The organism is Novosphingobium rhizovicinum, assembly GCF_040813635.1.
Lineage (GTDB): Bacteria > Pseudomonadota > Alphaproteobacteria > Sphingomonadales > Sphingomonadaceae > Novosphingobium > Novosphingobium rhizovicinum.
Genome location: NZ_JBFNXR010000052.1, coordinates 208,383 through 223,029 on the forward strand (window position 1 = coordinate 208,383; position 14,647 = coordinate 223,029).

At 63.7% G+C, this 14,647-nt stretch carries 12 protein-coding genes; all 12 read right to left on the reverse strand.

Going from position 1 to position 14,647, the window contains the following annotated elements; translation table 11 throughout:
• Window positions 1–21 precede the first annotated feature (21 nt).
• The 12 genes from ABUH87_RS15220 to ABUH87_RS15275 all read right to left on the reverse strand — a co-directional run bounded on the left by ABUH87_RS15220 (window position 22) and on the right by ABUH87_RS15275 (window position 14,494).
• Entirely contained in the window at window positions 22–1,047 is a 1,026-nt protein-coding gene (locus ABUH87_RS15220; protein WP_367774943.1) for an alpha/beta hydrolase, read from the reverse strand.
• A gap of 46 nt (window positions 1,048–1,093) precedes the next feature.
• On the reverse strand, window positions 1,094–1,777 hold the full coding sequence (locus tag ABUH87_RS15225; protein WP_367774944.1) for a response regulator transcription factor: 684 nt from the start codon (window positions 1,775–1,777) through the stop codon (window positions 1,094–1,096).
• Between the two features lies 1 nt (window position 1,778).
• Window positions 1,779–4,448 (reverse strand): DUF4118 domain-containing protein, encoded by a 2,670-nt coding sequence (locus ABUH87_RS15230; protein WP_367774945.1) that lies wholly within the window; start codon window positions 4,446–4,448, stop codon window positions 1,779–1,781.
• Entirely contained in the window at window positions 4,448–5,020 is a 573-nt protein-coding gene (gene kdpC, locus ABUH87_RS15235) for a potassium-transporting ATPase subunit KdpC (RefSeq protein WP_367774946.1), read from the reverse strand. The genes ABUH87_RS15230 and kdpC overlap by 1 nt, the downstream gene beginning before the upstream one ends.
• Before the next feature lie 12 nt (window positions 5,021–5,032).
• The gene (gene kdpB / locus ABUH87_RS15240; RefSeq protein WP_367774947.1) at window positions 5,033–7,069 is read right to left on the reverse strand and encodes a potassium-transporting ATPase subunit KdpB; all 2,037 of its coding nucleotides are present in this window, start codon (window positions 7,067–7,069) and stop codon (window positions 5,033–5,035) included.
• Between the two features lie 12 nt (window positions 7,070–7,081).
• Window positions 7,082–8,785: a potassium-transporting ATPase subunit KdpA gene (gene kdpA / locus ABUH87_RS15245; protein WP_367774949.1), complete on the reverse strand. Its 1,704-nt coding sequence runs from the start codon at window positions 8,783–8,785 to the stop codon at window positions 7,082–7,084.
• A 12-nt stretch (window positions 8,786–8,797) separates the two neighbouring features.
• A complete protein-coding gene (kdpF, locus tag ABUH87_RS15250; RefSeq protein WP_367774950.1) occupies window positions 8,798–8,887 on the reverse strand; it encodes a K(+)-transporting ATPase subunit F in 90 nt (29 codons plus the stop codon).
• Between the two features lie 105 nt (window positions 8,888–8,992).
• Window positions 8,993–9,862 carry a TorF family putative porin gene (locus tag ABUH87_RS15255; RefSeq protein WP_367774951.1) on the reverse strand — a complete coding sequence of 290 codons (870 nt, stop codon included), beginning with the start codon at window positions 9,860–9,862 and terminating at the stop codon, window positions 8,993–8,995.
• 213 nt (window positions 9,863–10,075) lie between these two features.
• Entirely contained in the window at window positions 10,076–10,654 is a 579-nt protein-coding gene (locus ABUH87_RS15260) for an aspartyl protease family protein (protein ID WP_367774952.1), read from the reverse strand.
• A gap of 108 nt (window positions 10,655–10,762) precedes the next feature.
• Entirely contained in the window at window positions 10,763–11,017 is a 255-nt protein-coding gene (locus tag ABUH87_RS15265; RefSeq protein WP_367774953.1) for a hypothetical protein, read from the reverse strand.
• A 163-nt stretch (window positions 11,018–11,180) separates the two neighbouring features.
• A complete protein-coding gene (locus ABUH87_RS15270; protein ID WP_367774954.1) occupies window positions 11,181–11,468 on the reverse strand; it encodes a UrcA family protein in 288 nt (95 codons plus the stop codon).
• 272 nt (window positions 11,469–11,740) lie between these two features.
• Window positions 11,741–14,494, reverse strand: a complete 2,754-nt coding sequence (locus ABUH87_RS15275; protein ID WP_367774955.1) for a PAS domain-containing hybrid sensor histidine kinase/response regulator — start codon at window positions 14,492–14,494, stop codon at window positions 11,741–11,743.
• Window positions 14,495–14,647: the final 153 nt, after the last annotated feature.

Here is a 14,647-nt window from a genome sequence, read left to right on the forward strand (position 1 = left end):
GGCGCCCGCCCGCGCCGTAAATCAAGCCTTGTTCTGGCCGATCCCTCTCCCCAAGGCGGCCACTGCATCGGACTTGAATGCCGAGACGAGCGGGCTCTCGGGTCCGACTAACTCGAAACCGTGATAGGCGCCCGGCACCACATCAAGGTCACACTCGACGCCTGCAGCACGCAGCCGCGCCGCATAGGCGGTGCACTCGGGATAGAACAGATCGAGTGTTCCGACCCCGATCCAGGCGGGCGGCATTCCCGAAAGATCCTCTCGCCTGGCAGGAGCCGCATAGACGGCCACGTTTTCTCCGCCGGGCTCTTTGCCCAGATACGCGCTCCAGCCCATGCGGTTATTGGCCGGAGTCCACATGAACCGGCCTCGCCCCGCATGATCGGCTTTGTTGACGGTCCGGTCGTCGATCATGGGATAGATCAGAAGCTGGAACGCAGGCTTGATCGGGCCTTCATCCACGGCGCGCTGGACAAGGGCCGCCGCCAGTCCGCCGCCGGCGCTCTGCCCTCCTATGGCGATGCGCGCTGTGTCGATACGCAGTTCGTCGGAAGCTCTGACGAGCCAGGAAAGCGCAGCGTGACAATCGTCAAGAGCTGCCGGATAGGGATGCTCGGGCGCCAGACGATAGTCGACGCTGACGATCAGCACGTCCAAGTCCTGCAATATGCGCGCATGGAAATCGGCGTCGATTTCAGGGCTCCCGATCACGTAGCCGCCGCCATGCACCCACAACAGAACGGGCCGCTCGCGCGGCGGCCCCTCGCGTTCAACAAGGGCGACACGTACGTTCGGCGCGCCTGAGGGTCCGGATATGTAACGCTCGGTCGTGCGAATGCCGGCAGCAGGCTTCGCAGCCATCCGCGAGATGGCGAACCGCACTGCCGGAATGGACCACCGGTTAAGAGGCAGACCCGCAAGCAACCCTGGCCGCCGAAGCTCTGGCGCCACCTGGCCCAGCGCGCGCGATCGCCCGGCGACCTTAGTCGCCGCAAATGCCGCTCCGGCAAGAGCGCCCCATTTGGCGGCACTTGATAGCTTCGACATCCGCATCTCTCCCCTTTTTCTTCTACCGAACTGAACGCGCCTGCATTCAGTCTGATCGGAGACGATACCCTACCCCGAGTTCGTTGGCGATAACGCTTCCGACAGGGCCTGGCGCTTCCAGCTTCTGCCGCAGGTTGCGGATGACGATGCGAAGATACTCGATGCGCGGGTCTTCATCGGTGCCCCACGCCGCCGCGATGATGCGCTCGTGCGTGACGACGCGGCCGATGTGCCGGGCCAGCACCGCAAGCACCTCGTGTTCCTTGCGGGTGAGGTGCAATGCTTCACCCGCACGGCGCACGGTGCGGCTGTCGAGATCGATGGTCAGATCGCCCTTCTGGATGATCTTGGTGGTGGTTTCCGACGTCCCGCGATGGCGCAGCGCCACTCTCAGCCGCGCCAGCAGTTCCTCCGTGTCGAACGGCTTGGTGACGTAGTCATCCGCGCCGAGGTCCAGCGCCGTAACTTTCTCTTCCGTCGCTTCGCGCGCCGAGACGACGAGGAGGACACCGCTGTCAGGACCGCGCAGCAGCGGGATAAGACTGAGACCATCGCGATCGGGAAGGCCAAGGTCGAGCAGAATGGCGCCGGGGTGGTGCGCGGCCGCTTGCGCCAGCGCATCCCGCCCGTTGACGGCCTCGACGACAGCGTAACCCGCCCGCTCAAGCGTGTTGCGCAGCAGCCGGCGAATTGCGGCATCGTCATCGATCACAAGAACTCTGGCGAGCATTTCAGGACACGCTTTCCTGTGCGACATCGCGCACGATGAGGGAGGCTGGGAAGATCAAGGCAAAGGAAGCGCCGCTCCGGTCATCACGATTGCGGGCTTCGACGCTCATCCCCATGGCTTCTGCGAAAGCCTTGACGATCGCGAGTCCCAGACCTGTGCCGCCGACGATCCGGTCCGATCCCTCAAGCCGGCGGAACGTCTCGAACACTTCTGCCTCCCGTCCAGGCGGCAAGCCGGGGCCCTGGTCCAGCACGGCCAGACGCAAATGGCCGAACAGGTGGCGCCCTTCGATCACGATCTCTGTGCCGGGGTCACCATAGCGGCCTGCGTTGTCGAGCAGGTTCAACAGACAGTGATGAAGCAACTGCGGGTCCACCCGCACCAGCGGCAAATCTGGCGGAACGTCGAGCCGTAGCGGGTGCCCCTCAAGCGGGCGGCGTGCATCATGGGCAGCGCTGGTGACGGCGTCGCTGAGGTCGGTCGCTTCGATGTTGAGCTTCAGGGCTCCCGCCTCGACCCGCGCCATGTCGAGCAGGTTGGCGACGAAGCGGTTGAGGCGCGCCGACTCCGCCTTGATGGTGGCGATCAGGTCTGGAGTCGCGCCATGATCCAGTTGATCGGCGGCAGCGATCACCGCGGTAAGCGGCGTGCGAAGATCGTGGCTGACCGATGAAAGCAGCGCCTGACGAAGCCGGTCGCGCGTACGCACGGCATCGACATCGCGCATTTCTTCCTCAAGCCGCAGTCGTTCGAGCGCCAGTGCAGCCTGATCGACGAGGCCGGTCAGCAGCGGCAACTGATCGGCCCGAAGCGGATCCCCACCGTCTTCCTTCGCCAACCCGAGCACGCCAAGCGTCTTGTCGCCAGCGCGAAGTGGCTGGAAGTACCAGTCGGACGCAGCGAGAGTTCCGGAGCCCTTGCCCGCAGGGGCGCCCGTGTCGAACGCCCATTGCGCCGCTGCCAGCTCCATGGTCTCAAGATCGTAGCCCTTGCCGCTGGCTGCTTGCAACGACAGCTCTCCGCCATGCGGGACCAGCAGCACGGTTCTCAATCCGAACAGGCGCGCGACATCCTCGCAGATCGCGCGTCCGAGTTCGATCGGATCGCCGAGCGGCGTCAACCGCCGGAGAAACCCGGCGAGCGCTGCGTTGGTGCGCGCACTGGATGACGCTATATCAGCCTGCGCGCGCACCCGCGCCGTCAACTGACTGGTAGCGATGGCGACCCCGAGCAGCACGATGATCGAGATCACATTCTCGGGATTGCTGACCGTCAGCGTGCCCGTGGGCGGCAGGAAGAAGAAGTTGTAGGCGAGACTTGATGCGATCCCCGCAAAAAGCCCCGTGCGCAAACCGAACAGGGTTGCGGCCACCATCACCGGAAGCAAATAGAGCAGTGTGACGTTGCCCAGGTCCAGGACATGGAACAGGCCGCTGGCGATAGCCGTGATCCCAGCAACCATCGCCGTGGTCCAGGCATAGCCGCTGCGCGATCCCCACGGGCTGCGGATGTGAGGGCGATCGTTCCGGGTCGGCGGCGCCTCAAGCGGCAGGACATGAACTGCGACGCCGGGCGTTTCGCGCACCACACGGTCCACCACCGAGCCGTGACGAAGCTCGAACCAGCGGGACCGCTTGGATTTGCCGACGATCAGCTGGGTCGCGCGCGCATCGGTCAGGTATGCCTTCAGGCCATCGACAATCGACGTGGCGGGTACGGTTGCAACCACACCCCCGAGCTGGGTCGCGAGGTTCATCACCGCAGCGATCCGGCGATGTTCGTCTTCACCGAAACACTGCGCACGCGAGGTTTCGATGAAGACCGCCGTCCAGGGCGCATGAAGGGCATCGGCAATGCGCTTGGCGGCGCGGACGAGACCGTCGGCGCCCGGCTGCTCACTGAGCGCGACTACGATGCGTTCGCTGGCAGCCCAGGTGCCACCCACCCCCAGCGCCCGGACATGGTCAAGCATCTGCGCGTCGACTGCTTGTGCTGCGCGGCGCAGGGCCAGCTCCCGCAGCGCCGAGAGGTTCGACTTGGAGAAAAAGTGCGTGAGCGCTCGCGTAGCCTCCCGGGGGAGATAGACCTTGCCCGCCTTGAGGCGGGCGATCAGCTCATCGGGAGGAATATCGACAACCTCGATCTCCGCCATATCCAGGATACTGTCAGGCACGGTTTCCCGCACGCGCACCCGTGTGAACGATGCAACGACATCGTTCAGGCTTTCGATGTGCTGAATGTTGAGTGTCGAGTAGACATCGATCCCGGCGGCGAGCAGTTCCTCGACGTCCTGGAAGCGCTTCGCATGACGGCTGCCGGAAGTGTTGGTGTGCGCCAGCTCGTCCACCAGCACCAGCTGCGGCGCGCGTTCGAGGACCACGTCGAGGTCCATCTCGTAGAGAACGTGGCCTTCATAGGGCACCGCGCGGCGAGGAATGATCTCCTGTCCGCGAAGGAGCGCTTCAGTCTCGGCGCGGCCATGAGTCTCCACGACTCCTACCACGACATCTCGACCTTCGGCGCGCTGCACCGCGCCGTCGGACAGCATCTCATACGTCTTTCCCACCCCCGGTGCAGCGCCGAGGAAGATCTTGAGACGGCCTCGGCCCTCCTGCGCAGCGTGGCGCAGGAGGGCGTCGGGATCCGGTCTGCCGCTTTCGGACCGACCCATCAGCGCGTGAGCGCGTCCAGCGAGCGGTTGAGTGCCAGCACGTTGACGTGCGGTGCGCCCAGCAAGGAGGTTTCGGTCTGCTGTTCAACGAGCGCGCGCACCCGCTCCACCGGCAGATCGCGAACTCTTGCGATCCGCGGCGCCTGCACCAGAGCGGCTTGTGGCGACAGGTCTGGATCGAGGCCCGACCCGCTGGCGGTGACAAGATCGACGGGGACCGGACCGCTCACACCTTCGGCACGGCGCTTCTCCACATCGCGCCTGACGCGGTCGGCCAATGCCTGAGACGTGGGGCCCAGGTTCGAGCCGGACGAGGCAAGCCCGTCATACCCGTCGCCAGCCGCGGAGGGCCGCGTCTGGAAGTAACGTTCGGACGTGAATGCCTGGCCAATCACGGTCGAGCCGATAACCTTGCCATCCGCGTCACGGATCACGCTGCCATTCGCCTGTTGCGGGAAGATAGCCTGTCCGATGCCGGTGATCGCCAGCGGATAGGCAATCCCGAGAAGAACCGCGAACAGGATCGTCAGGACGATCGCGGGCCGCAGCGCCGAGGTGAAGTCGTTACCCATGATTGCCACTCCTTAGGCGAGCCCGAGCCCGCCGACCACGAGGTCTATGATCTTGATGCCGATGAAAGGCGCGACGAGGCCACCCATGCCATAGACGGCAAGGTTGCGCGCCAGCAGCGGCCCGGCACCCATAGGCCTGTAAGCCACTCCCTTGAGCGCCAGCGGCACCAACAGCGGGATAATCAGCGCGTTGAAGATGATGGCGCTCAGGATCGCGGACTGCGGCGTGGCGAGACCCATGACATTGAGTACGCCCAGGCCGGGATAGAGTACCACGAACATGGCCGGGATGATGGCGAAGTACTTTGCCACGTCATTGGCGACCGAGAATGTCGTCAGCGCCCCGCGGGTCATCAGCAGTTGTTTGCCCAGACCTACGACCTCGATCAGCTTCGTAGGGTCGCTGTCGAGATCGACCATGTTGCCCGCTTCGCGAGCGGCCTGAGTGCCGGTGTTCATCGCAACGCCGACATCGGCCTGCGCCAGCGCGGGGGCATCGTTGGTGCCGTCGCCGCACATCGCAACAAGCTTGCCGCCCTCCTGCTCCTTGCGGATCAACGCAAGCTTGTCCTCCGGCGTCGCCTGCGCAAGGAAGTCATCGACCCCGGCTTCGGCAGCGATGGCGGCGGCGGTCAGCGGATTGTCGCCGGTGATCATCACCGTGCGGATGCCCATCTGCCGCAGCTCACCGAAGCGTTCACGAATGCCTGCTTTCACCACGTCCTTCAGGAAGATCGCGCCGAGCAGCTTGCCATCCTGCGCCACCGCCAGCGGCGTTCCACCCGCGCGGGCGATCTCGTCGGTTATCCGCCGCAGTTCGGTGGCGGCGGCAGTTTCTCCCAGGCCGGGATTGGCCTTGAGTACAGAATCCACTGCGCCCTTCTGCACCAGGCTGCCGCCGATCTTCACACCGGAAATGCGGGTCTGAGCCGTGAACGGGATGACCTCGGCTCCCTGCGGCAGAGTAGCAGTCGCGACCCGGAAGCGTTCACGCGCAAGCACGACGATGGAGCGTCCCTCGGGCGTTTCATCCGCAAGGCTCGCCAATAGGGCAGCTTCGGCCAGGGTCTGCGGCGCGATTCTGCCGACCGGGCGAAACTCACTTGCCTGGCGATCGCCAATGGTGATCGTGCCCGTCTTGTCGAGCAGGAGCACGTCGACGTCGCCCGCCGCCTCAACGGCTCGGCCCGACTTGGCGAGTACGTTGAAGCGAACCAGCCGGTCCATGCCCGCGATCCCGATTGCCGAAAGCAGGGCCGCGATCGTAGTCGGGATGAGAGTGATCAGGAGGGCCGCCAGCATGGAGACGGGGATGCTGCCGCCCGCATAGCTTGCAAAGCCGGGAATGGTGCCGACGGCAATCAGGAAGATGATCGTGAGCCCCACGAGCAGCAAGGTGAGTGCGATCTCGTTCGGCGTCTTCTGGCGCTCGGCGCCCTCCACCAGGGCAATCATCCGGTCCAGGAAGCCCTTGCCGGGTTCCGCCGTCACTCTGACGCGGATCTCATCGGAGATGACGCGCGTGCCGGCCGTAACGGCGGAACGATCGCCGCCAGCCTCGCGGATCACCGGCGCGCTCTCACCCGTGATTGCCGCCTCGTTGACCGACGCCACGCCGGAGACCACCTCGCCATCCGAGGGGATCAGGTCGTTGGTTTCCACCAGAACGACGTCGCCGACCTTCAGCTGGTTGGCCGCAACATCGTCGTACGCACGTCCAGCGCCCTTCAGGCGCTTGGCAGTCAGTTCCGCCTTGGTTGCGCGCAGCGACGCCGCTTGCGCCTTGCCCCGACCCTCCGCCAGCGCCTCGGCGAAGGTGCCGAACAGAACGGTCAGCCATAGCCAAACGACAAGCTGCAGCTTGAAGCCGGTGCCAAGGTCGTCCTGCCCCACCACGAGCAGCACGGTCATGAGCGTGGCCACGACGGCGGTGACGAACATCACCGGGTTGCGGACCAGCTCCCTGGGATCGAGTTTCGTGAACGACGCCTTGATTGCGGGCACGACGAGGTCGGCCGTGAACAGGCTCTTTGTCTGGGTCTTTGCCATGTCGGCCCCCGATCAGAACAATTGGCCGCGGATCATCGCAAGATGATCGGCGATAGGACCGAGCGCGAGGCTCGGCAGGAAGGTGAGGCCGCCCAGGATCAGGATGATGCCCACCAGGAGCCCCACCCACAGGGCGCCCGTCGTCGGGAAAGAGCCTGCACTCTCGGGCGTGTACTTCTTGGCGGCCAGGCTGCCGGCGATAGCCAGCATCGGCACGATCACGAAGAACCGCCCCAGCCACATCGCAGTGCCCAGCAGACCGTTGTAGAAGGGCGTCCCCGCGCTAAGACCAGCAAAAGCCGAGCCATTGTTGCCCGTCGCCGAGCTATAGGCGTAGAGGATCTCCGAGAAGCCATGCGGCCCTTGGTTGAGAGGCCCTGCAAGGCCGCTCGGAAGAACCGCGCTGATAGCGGTGAACACCAGGATGCAGAGCGGCAGGATGGCAATCGCCAGCACCGCCAGCTTCACTTCCTTCGCCTCTACCTTCTTGCCGACGTATTCGGGGGTGCGCCCCACCATCAGCCCGGCGACGAACACCGCAAGAATGGCGAACAGCAGGAAGCCGTAGATGCCGGCACCCACGCCCCCGATGACGATCTCACCCAATTGCATGTTGAACAGCGGAATCATGCCGCCCAGCGCGGTGAAGCTGTCGTGCATGGCGTTGACGGCACCGCACGACGCGGCGGTGGTGACAACCGAGAACAAGACGCTGGCGGCAATGCCGAAGCGCACTTCCTTGCCTTCCATGTTGCCGCCCGAGGCGCCAAGCTCTTGCACGATCGGGTTGCCTGCCGCCTCTTGCCAGTAGGTGACGGTCACCCCCGCGAAGAACAGCACCAGCATCGCAGCCAGGATGGCCCAGCCCTGACGCGTATTGCCCACGGCTTTGCCAAAACACCAGGTAAGCCCGAAGCCGATGACGAAGATCGACAGCATCTGGACGAAGTTGGTGAGCGCGGTGGGGTTCTCGAACGGATGGGCGCTGTTGGCGTTGAAGAAGCCCCCGCCGTTGGTGCCCAGCATCTTGATCGCTTCCTGGCTGGCCACCGGGCCAAGCGCCAGCGTCTGCCGGGCCCCTTCAATCGTGTTGATGTCCACGGACGCGGCAAGAGTTTGCGGCACGCCGGAAGCGATCAGGAAGAGCGCGTAGACAATGCAGATGGGCAGCAGCAAATAAAGGGTGATGCGGGTCACATCCGCCCAGAAGTTTCCGAGCAACTTCATCTCGCGCCGTGCGAAACCTCGAAACAGAGCAAAGGCGAGCGCGATTCCGGTCGCAGCCGACAGGAAGTTCTGGATGGTCAGACCCAGCATCTGGCTAAGGTTCGACAGCGTTGCTTCGCCGGAATACCACTGCCAGTTCGTGTTGGTGGTGAAACTGATCGCGGTGTTGAACGCGCCATCGGGTCCAACCGCGCCGTATCCCAGGCCATTGAGGGGAAGTAGCCCCTGCAGCCGAAGAACGGCATAGGTAAATGCCATCAAGGCGAAGTTGAACAGCAGCATGTGCACGGCGTAGCGCCGCCAGCTCTGCTCTTCGTCGGGGTTGATGCCGGCGAGCTTGTAGAAGCCGCGCTCGACCGGTCCGAGCACGTAATGAAGCGGCGTCCGACGCCCTTCGTAAAGCGCGAAAAGCCACAGGCCTACCGGTTTGGCCAGCGCGAGCAGTATGGCCACGTAGCCCAGGATGAGAATCCAGCCCTCAAATGTCATGATGCCGTCCCCTCAGAAGCGTTCGGGGCGGATCAGCACCGCCACGAGATAGGCAAGAAGGCCGAGCGCGGTCAGCGCAGTCAGCCACAAATCGAGTGTCATGGCGTCACCTCACGCATTGTCGCACAGGCGAACGTAGGCGAGCGTGGCCGCGAACAGCCCGGCCATAACGGCCATCCAAAGCAGGTCCTGCATGGTGCCCCCCCCTCAGAACGCGGCAGTGAGAGATGCGACCAGCGTGCTTCCGGCGATGTTTCCGGTGCCGTCCTGACCCTCGCTGAAGCTGGGCCGCAGGTATCTCGCCTCTCGAGTGGAAATGTCGGTATCGACATAGGAGAGGTTGAGGGTCAGGTTCCTCCACGTCACATCCGCGCCGAGTGACCAATCCCAGTACTTGCCTGTAGGGGCGATGGCCGTGGCGTTGGGCGCCAGACCGCCCTGTCCCCAGCTGTGGCCGATATGCGCCTTCGCAGCGATGGGAGTACCGGGGATCGCCGCCGCGGCATCTCCCCACAGATAGAGGTTGTCATCCTTTACGCCCGGGGCGTTGTACACCCCCCGGACCGCATCGGCACCAGTGTTGTACCACTTGCCGAGCGCCTGCTGCTCGGGCGCGTAAGCGGCACCGGCCGTCAGCGTTGCTAGGCCGGCGATGCCCGTCAGCTTGATGAAAGACTCCGCAAAGTCGGTGTTGTCCGCGCCGCCCGGATACATGTACCAGGTCAAGCCGATGTCCAGAGTCGCGGTTTGCGAAAGCGGCGCTCTGAACCCGCCGATCAGGTCCAGCTCCATGTTCGCGCCGCCGAAGGTCCCCCAACCTGCCAGGTTGGACGCCCAGGCGCCGACATAGAAACCGCTCTCGTGCCCGACGGTGAAGCCGCCTTGAACGGCCATGTTCTGATCGGATTGCGAGACACCGCGAAAACGGTAGTCAGAAGTGAGCGTTGCAGAACCACTGACCGTGATCGCGGGTGCTACAGCCTCTCCCGAGGACCCATCCTCTACAATCGATTGTGCTTGAACGGCGAGAGGCCACGCGAACAATGCGATCGCTGTGGCCGGAAGAACCAACTTCATCAACGTGCCCCTTGGATGGCTTTCCCCGACCATCGGGGCGCCGTGTGGGACACGCGATTAGGCGCATGCTGCGTTGCAAATCGAGAGCGATTCAGGGCTTTCGCATATAGCTCGCATATAGCGGGTCAATTCCGCGCGGGTGAACCGCATGCAGAGCTTCGATTGCACTCCTGCCGTCTGAGAAATCTCCAGAGGAAAAGGTCAGGCGACGCTTTACCGCGTCTGACCCTGCTCACACTCTCCCGCAGCCACCGGAGATGGCGTGCTGCCAGTCTCCAGCAAATACAGCATGGGACGCGGGACATCGATGATCGCCCGATGCTCCTTCAGCACGTCTTGCCCGACGATCCCCGCGACGTCCTCTCCGCCGACGCGGCTGAGTTGACCAAGGAGGCGGCCCATGTCCGCAATCACGACGCGGTCCTGACTGATCTCGAGCAGTCCGAGTTGGAAGCTGTCGACCTGCGCCAGCCTTGCAGACCTTCCGCCCGCAGACTTTACTGCGGCGGCAGCCCCAGCCAGCCCGCCGTTTCCGGACAAGCCGAACTCCTGACTACGGCTGCTGTCGATAGCGGTGACGTTCGCGCCGGTGTCCAGAACGAAGCTGCCACGCGTGCCGTTTATGGTGGCCTCGATCAGGTGATGACCGGTCGAGACTTCCTGGACGGGGATAGCCGTAAAGCCGAGCAGACATAGAGCATGGTCTACTGTGCCCGCCTCCTCCGGCCGATACTCAGGTGAAGGTCCTTGAGCCTCTCCGCAGCCACTGAGACAAAGCAGTGCCGCGGCCATCGTTGCAATCCGGCCAGTCATCCAAGCAGAATAGCGCGCGCCGGGATTGGTTCCACACGCAGTCATTCGTCGGCTCTGCGCACGCGGTCCTTGGGACGGAATGTGCCGTCAGAGCGTTTCGCTCTCTTCGATAGCCGCTTCGATCATCGCTGCCCAGACACCGGCATCGCCGGCACGGGCCATCGCCTCTGACGGCTCTCGCATAGTGCGAAGAACTGCGTCCGCCTGCTCCATGTAAGCATGCCAGGTCTCGTCGACACTGATTGACGCGGACGCTTCAACGCCCTCTGCGTTTGCGCTGTGATCGAGGCCAGCCAGTGCACGTGCGATGCGTTCTGCAAGTGCGGTAGTTGCGACGTCCATCTTGTTCTCCTTGCCAGCGATCAACCGCATACATGAACGGCTTGTTCCCGCCGGGATGCGCTCGCCTGCGGTTGGTCATGCGGACGTGCTGGAGAATTCCGAATCATTCTATCTGAACTTCGCGATGCCGGCCCTCGCAAGCGTTCATCCCCGCACTTCGAACTCAGCCACCCAGGCGGACATCATCGATCACGGAAGCCATCTGCGTACGGCCAGCCGCGTGCGCCTCGCGGTAGCACTTCATGACATCAGCGCTGGGCAGGCGGCCATGCTCGACATTGCAGGCCTTACGGGCGGCGCGATCAATGCGGCGGGCGAGAGTCTTCTGATCCTTGGCGCTGGTGAGGTCGAGATCGCCGTAATGGACCAGCACATCCTTGGCCATCACGGGAGCGGCGGTGGCGACAGTCGCGAGAGCGGCGGCGGCAGCGAAAAGTGCGGTCTTCATCATCGTACTTACTCCTTTGAGTGAGCCACCTGAGAAGAGTTCCGAGCGGCTCGATGACCCTCTTGTGCCGCACCGATGGGGGGCCCGCATCTCGAGGTCGACTACCGCGCGGCTCACGTCGACAAGCAACGATGCGAGCCGATGAGCGGCATTCTCATGCCGATGAACTGCATGCGGTGCACAGGTCACACGTTCCGATACGATTTGGCCGATACGATCTGGCCGAAACGAACTGCGCGCTTCGCGCCCCGCCTGCGAAAAAGCGCAGGTTGCACTCAGGCGGACTTCGCCCGATCGAGAATGGCGCGCCGCAGGACTCGCGTAAGATCCTCGATCGAATAAGGTTTTTGCAGCAGCTCGAACCCGTGGCTTCCTTCCTGCGCGAGCACATGGCTATACCCGCTGGTCAGAATGACAGGCAGTCCGGGCTCGCGGCGGCGGATCTCCAAGCCAAGTTCGATCCCGCTCATACCTGGCATCACCACGTCCGAGAAAACGGCAGCATAGTGCCGGGGACTGTCAGCGATGAACTGCAGGGCGGCATCTGCATTCGGCGCCCAGGTGGTGGTAAAACCGAGCTCAGCGAGCAGATCGGTGGAAAATGCTCCGACCTGCTCATTGTCCTCAACGACGAGAATGTCACCTCTTCCATTCGCTTCCTCGGCTGGCTGAGCAGCCGTGTCTTCCCCGAACTGGGCCGGGACACGCGGGAGGAACATGGTAAATGTTGTTCCCTCCCCGACGTCGCTCTGCACCGCGACCTCACCCCCGGACTGCTTGGCGAAGCCGTAGACCTGGCTGAGCCCCAGCCCCGTACCTTTGCCGACGTCCTTGGTGGTGAAGAACGGCTCAAAGATCTGGGCGAGCTTGTCTGCCTCAATTCCGGAACCCGTATCAGAGATGCGCACGGCCACGAACTCGCCAGGGCTCGCCGAATGACCGCGAACCGGTGGGACGCTGTTCGTTGGCTCGACCTCGATCGTAAGTTCGCCCACCTCGTTCATGGCGTCGCGCGCATTCACCGCCATGTTCACGAGGGCGGTTTCGAACTGGCTGGTGTCCGCTTCGACATAGCAGACCTCGCAATCTGTTTGCATCACAAGGTTCACCCGGCTGCCGACGACAGTCGCCAGCATGTCGCGGATACGCTCGATGCGCTGGCCGACGTCGAACACCTCCGGCTTGAGTGTCTGCCTCCGCGAGAAGGCCAGCAGCTGGCTCGTGAGCTTCGCCGCCCGGTCGGCCGTATCGGAGATGGCTTCGATGTACCGCGACCGCTTCTCCTCAGGAAGGCTGGGCCGGCGCAGCATCTCGGCCGCGCCGCGGATCACGGTCAGCAGATTGTTGAAGTCGTGAGCCACGCCGCCGGTAAGCTGGCCGATGGCCTCCAGCTTCTGGCTCTGGCGCAGCGCATCTTCGATCTTCATGCGAGCGGAGACCTCCTCCAGCACGCGCTGCTCCAGCGTCTCGTTCAGTTGACGCAGCGCAGCTTCCGCCTGCCTGTGCGGTGTGAGATCGTGGATAGCGCCGACCATCCGACGCGCTCGCCCCCTTTCATCCCGCAGCACAGTGCCGCGGTCGAGCACCTCGGCGTAAGTGCCGTTCTTGCGTGCGAACCGGTATCGCGCTGTCCACCCTTCTTCCCCGTCGGCGATTGCGCGCTCAAGACCATGGAGCACGCGGTCGCGATCCTCAGGGTGGACCTTGCTCTTCCACCACTCGCTAGTCTGCTCTATCTCATCCGTGGCATAGGCGAAGAGCGTCTCCACCGCCTCGTTCCAGCTGAGGTGATCCGTTTCGAGGTTCCAGTCCCAGATCACGTCCTGGCTTGCCCGCGCAGCCAATCGATAGCGCTCTTCCGCTTCGCAGAGCGCTACCTCGGCTAGCCTTCGGTCGGACTCATCCCGGCCGATCTTCAGGAAGCCGATCTCCTCGCCCGGCGCGCCCTTCAAAAGGTGCGAGGAGCCGTTGATGAAAACGCTGCTGCCGTTTTTGCGCATGTGCCAGCGCACGTCATCGGCGACCTGCGCCTGCCTTGCCGCCTCGGCCTCTTTTGCGGGAACGCCTGCCTTCCGATCCTCTGGCGTGAAGAGGATGTCGACCAGCTGGCCCACGACCTCTGACTGTTCGTAGCCAAAAGTCTTCTGGGCCCCAGGGGACCAAGTCGCGATGCGCCGATCAGGCGCAAGTGTCATAATCGCGTAGTCGGTGGCGGAATCGATGATCAGCCGCAGCTTCTGCTCACGATCGCGGAGAGCTTCCTCCGCCTCGCGTCGTTCAGTCACCTCAAGGACGAATTCGACCACCTCTTCCGGGCTGACCCGCCGAGGAGCGAACAGCCCCCACCACCGGCTCCCATCTTTGCGGAAGTACTGCTTCTCGTACGGGATAGCCTCGCCAAACGTGTTCACCTGATCAACGGCTTTCTCGGACGCGGGCCAGAACTCTCTGGGCGTAAGCTCCTGCCAGGTGAGGCCAATGGCTTCGTCACGCGTGAAGCCACTCATCCGCAGGAATGCGTCGTTCACCTGAGTCAAGCGGAAGTTCGCGCCCCAGTAGATGATGCCGACCGTCCTGATCTCGAAGCTGCTCTGGAGGCGGCTTTCTGCGAGCACCCGTTCGGTGACATCCGAACCCTCGATGAAGACACCGATCACATCGCCGCCCGGATCCTTGATGGGTTGAAGGATCAGGTCCAGAATGCGCTCCTCGCTCGTGCCTGGCGCGCTGGACCCGACTGGAAGCCGCGCACCTTCAAGCCGGATCGGCTCGCCGGTTCGATAGGCCTCGTCCAGCCGTCTCACCGCCGCTGCGGAAAGCTCGCGCGGAAGCACCTCGGCTGCGATGCGGCCGACAGAGGATGTTTCGCCGAAAAGGCGCTGAAAGGCTTGATTGGCAAGGACGATGCGGTGGTTCGGTTCACGCAGCAGGGCCATCAGGCTTGGCGCCTGCTCGAACATCTGAGCAAGGCGCTCACGCTCATCACCATGCGTGAGCGATTCTTCAGGTGAACTGTCGCGGCTGATCATAAAAGGGCAAACGCCGGCACGGTCATAAGGTGCCTGAGGGCGGCTGTCCGGGTCAAGCCGCCCTCACGCGAGTAGCCGAAGCTCTCGCTGGTGAACGAATTGCTGCGTCGTCATGCACTTCCACCGACAAATCAGACGCGCCGCGCTTTAATC

Excerpts from the sequence above, each read along its gene's own strand:
- ABUH87_RS15270 (WP_367774954.1), bottom strand. The coding sequence starts at position 11,468 with ATGATGAAGACCGCACTTTTCGCTGCCGCCGCCGCTCTCGCGACTGTC.
- kdpA (WP_367774949.1), bottom strand. The coding sequence starts at position 8,785 with ATGACATTTGAGGGCTGGATTCTCATCCTGGGCTACGTGGCCATACTG.
- kdpF (WP_367774950.1), bottom strand. The coding sequence starts at position 8,887 with ATGACACTCGATTTGTGGCTGACTGCGCTGACCGCGCTCGGCCTTCTT.
- ABUH87_RS15255 (WP_367774951.1), bottom strand. The coding sequence starts at position 9,862 with ATGAAGTTGGTTCTTCCGGCCACAGCGATCGCATTGTTCGCGTGGCCT.
- ABUH87_RS15225 (WP_367774944.1), bottom strand. The coding sequence starts at position 1,777 with ATGCTCGCCAGAGTTCTTGTGATCGATGACGATGCCGCAATTCGCCGG.
- ABUH87_RS15260 (WP_367774952.1), bottom strand. The coding sequence starts at position 10,654 with ATGGCCGCGGCACTGCTTTGTCTCAGTGGCTGCGGAGAGGCTCAAGGA.
- kdpB (WP_367774947.1), bottom strand. The coding sequence starts at position 7,069 with ATGGCAAAGACCCAGACAAAGAGCCTGTTCACGGCCGACCTCGTCGTG.
- ABUH87_RS15275 (WP_367774955.1), bottom strand. The coding sequence starts at position 14,494 with ATGATCAGCCGCGACAGTTCACCTGAAGAATCGCTCACGCATGGTGAT.
- ABUH87_RS15220 (WP_367774943.1), bottom strand. The coding sequence starts at position 1,047 with ATGTCGAAGCTATCAAGTGCCGCCAAATGGGGCGCTCTTGCCGGAGCG.
- ABUH87_RS15265 (WP_367774953.1), bottom strand. The coding sequence starts at position 11,017 with ATGGACGTCGCAACTACCGCACTTGCAGAACGCATCGCACGTGCACTG.
- ABUH87_RS15230 (WP_367774945.1), bottom strand. The coding sequence starts at position 4,448 with ATGGGTCGGTCCGAAAGCGGCAGACCGGATCCCGACGCCCTCCTGCGC.
- kdpC (WP_367774946.1), bottom strand. The coding sequence starts at position 5,020 with ATGGGTAACGACTTCACCTCGGCGCTGCGGCCCGCGATCGTCCTGACG.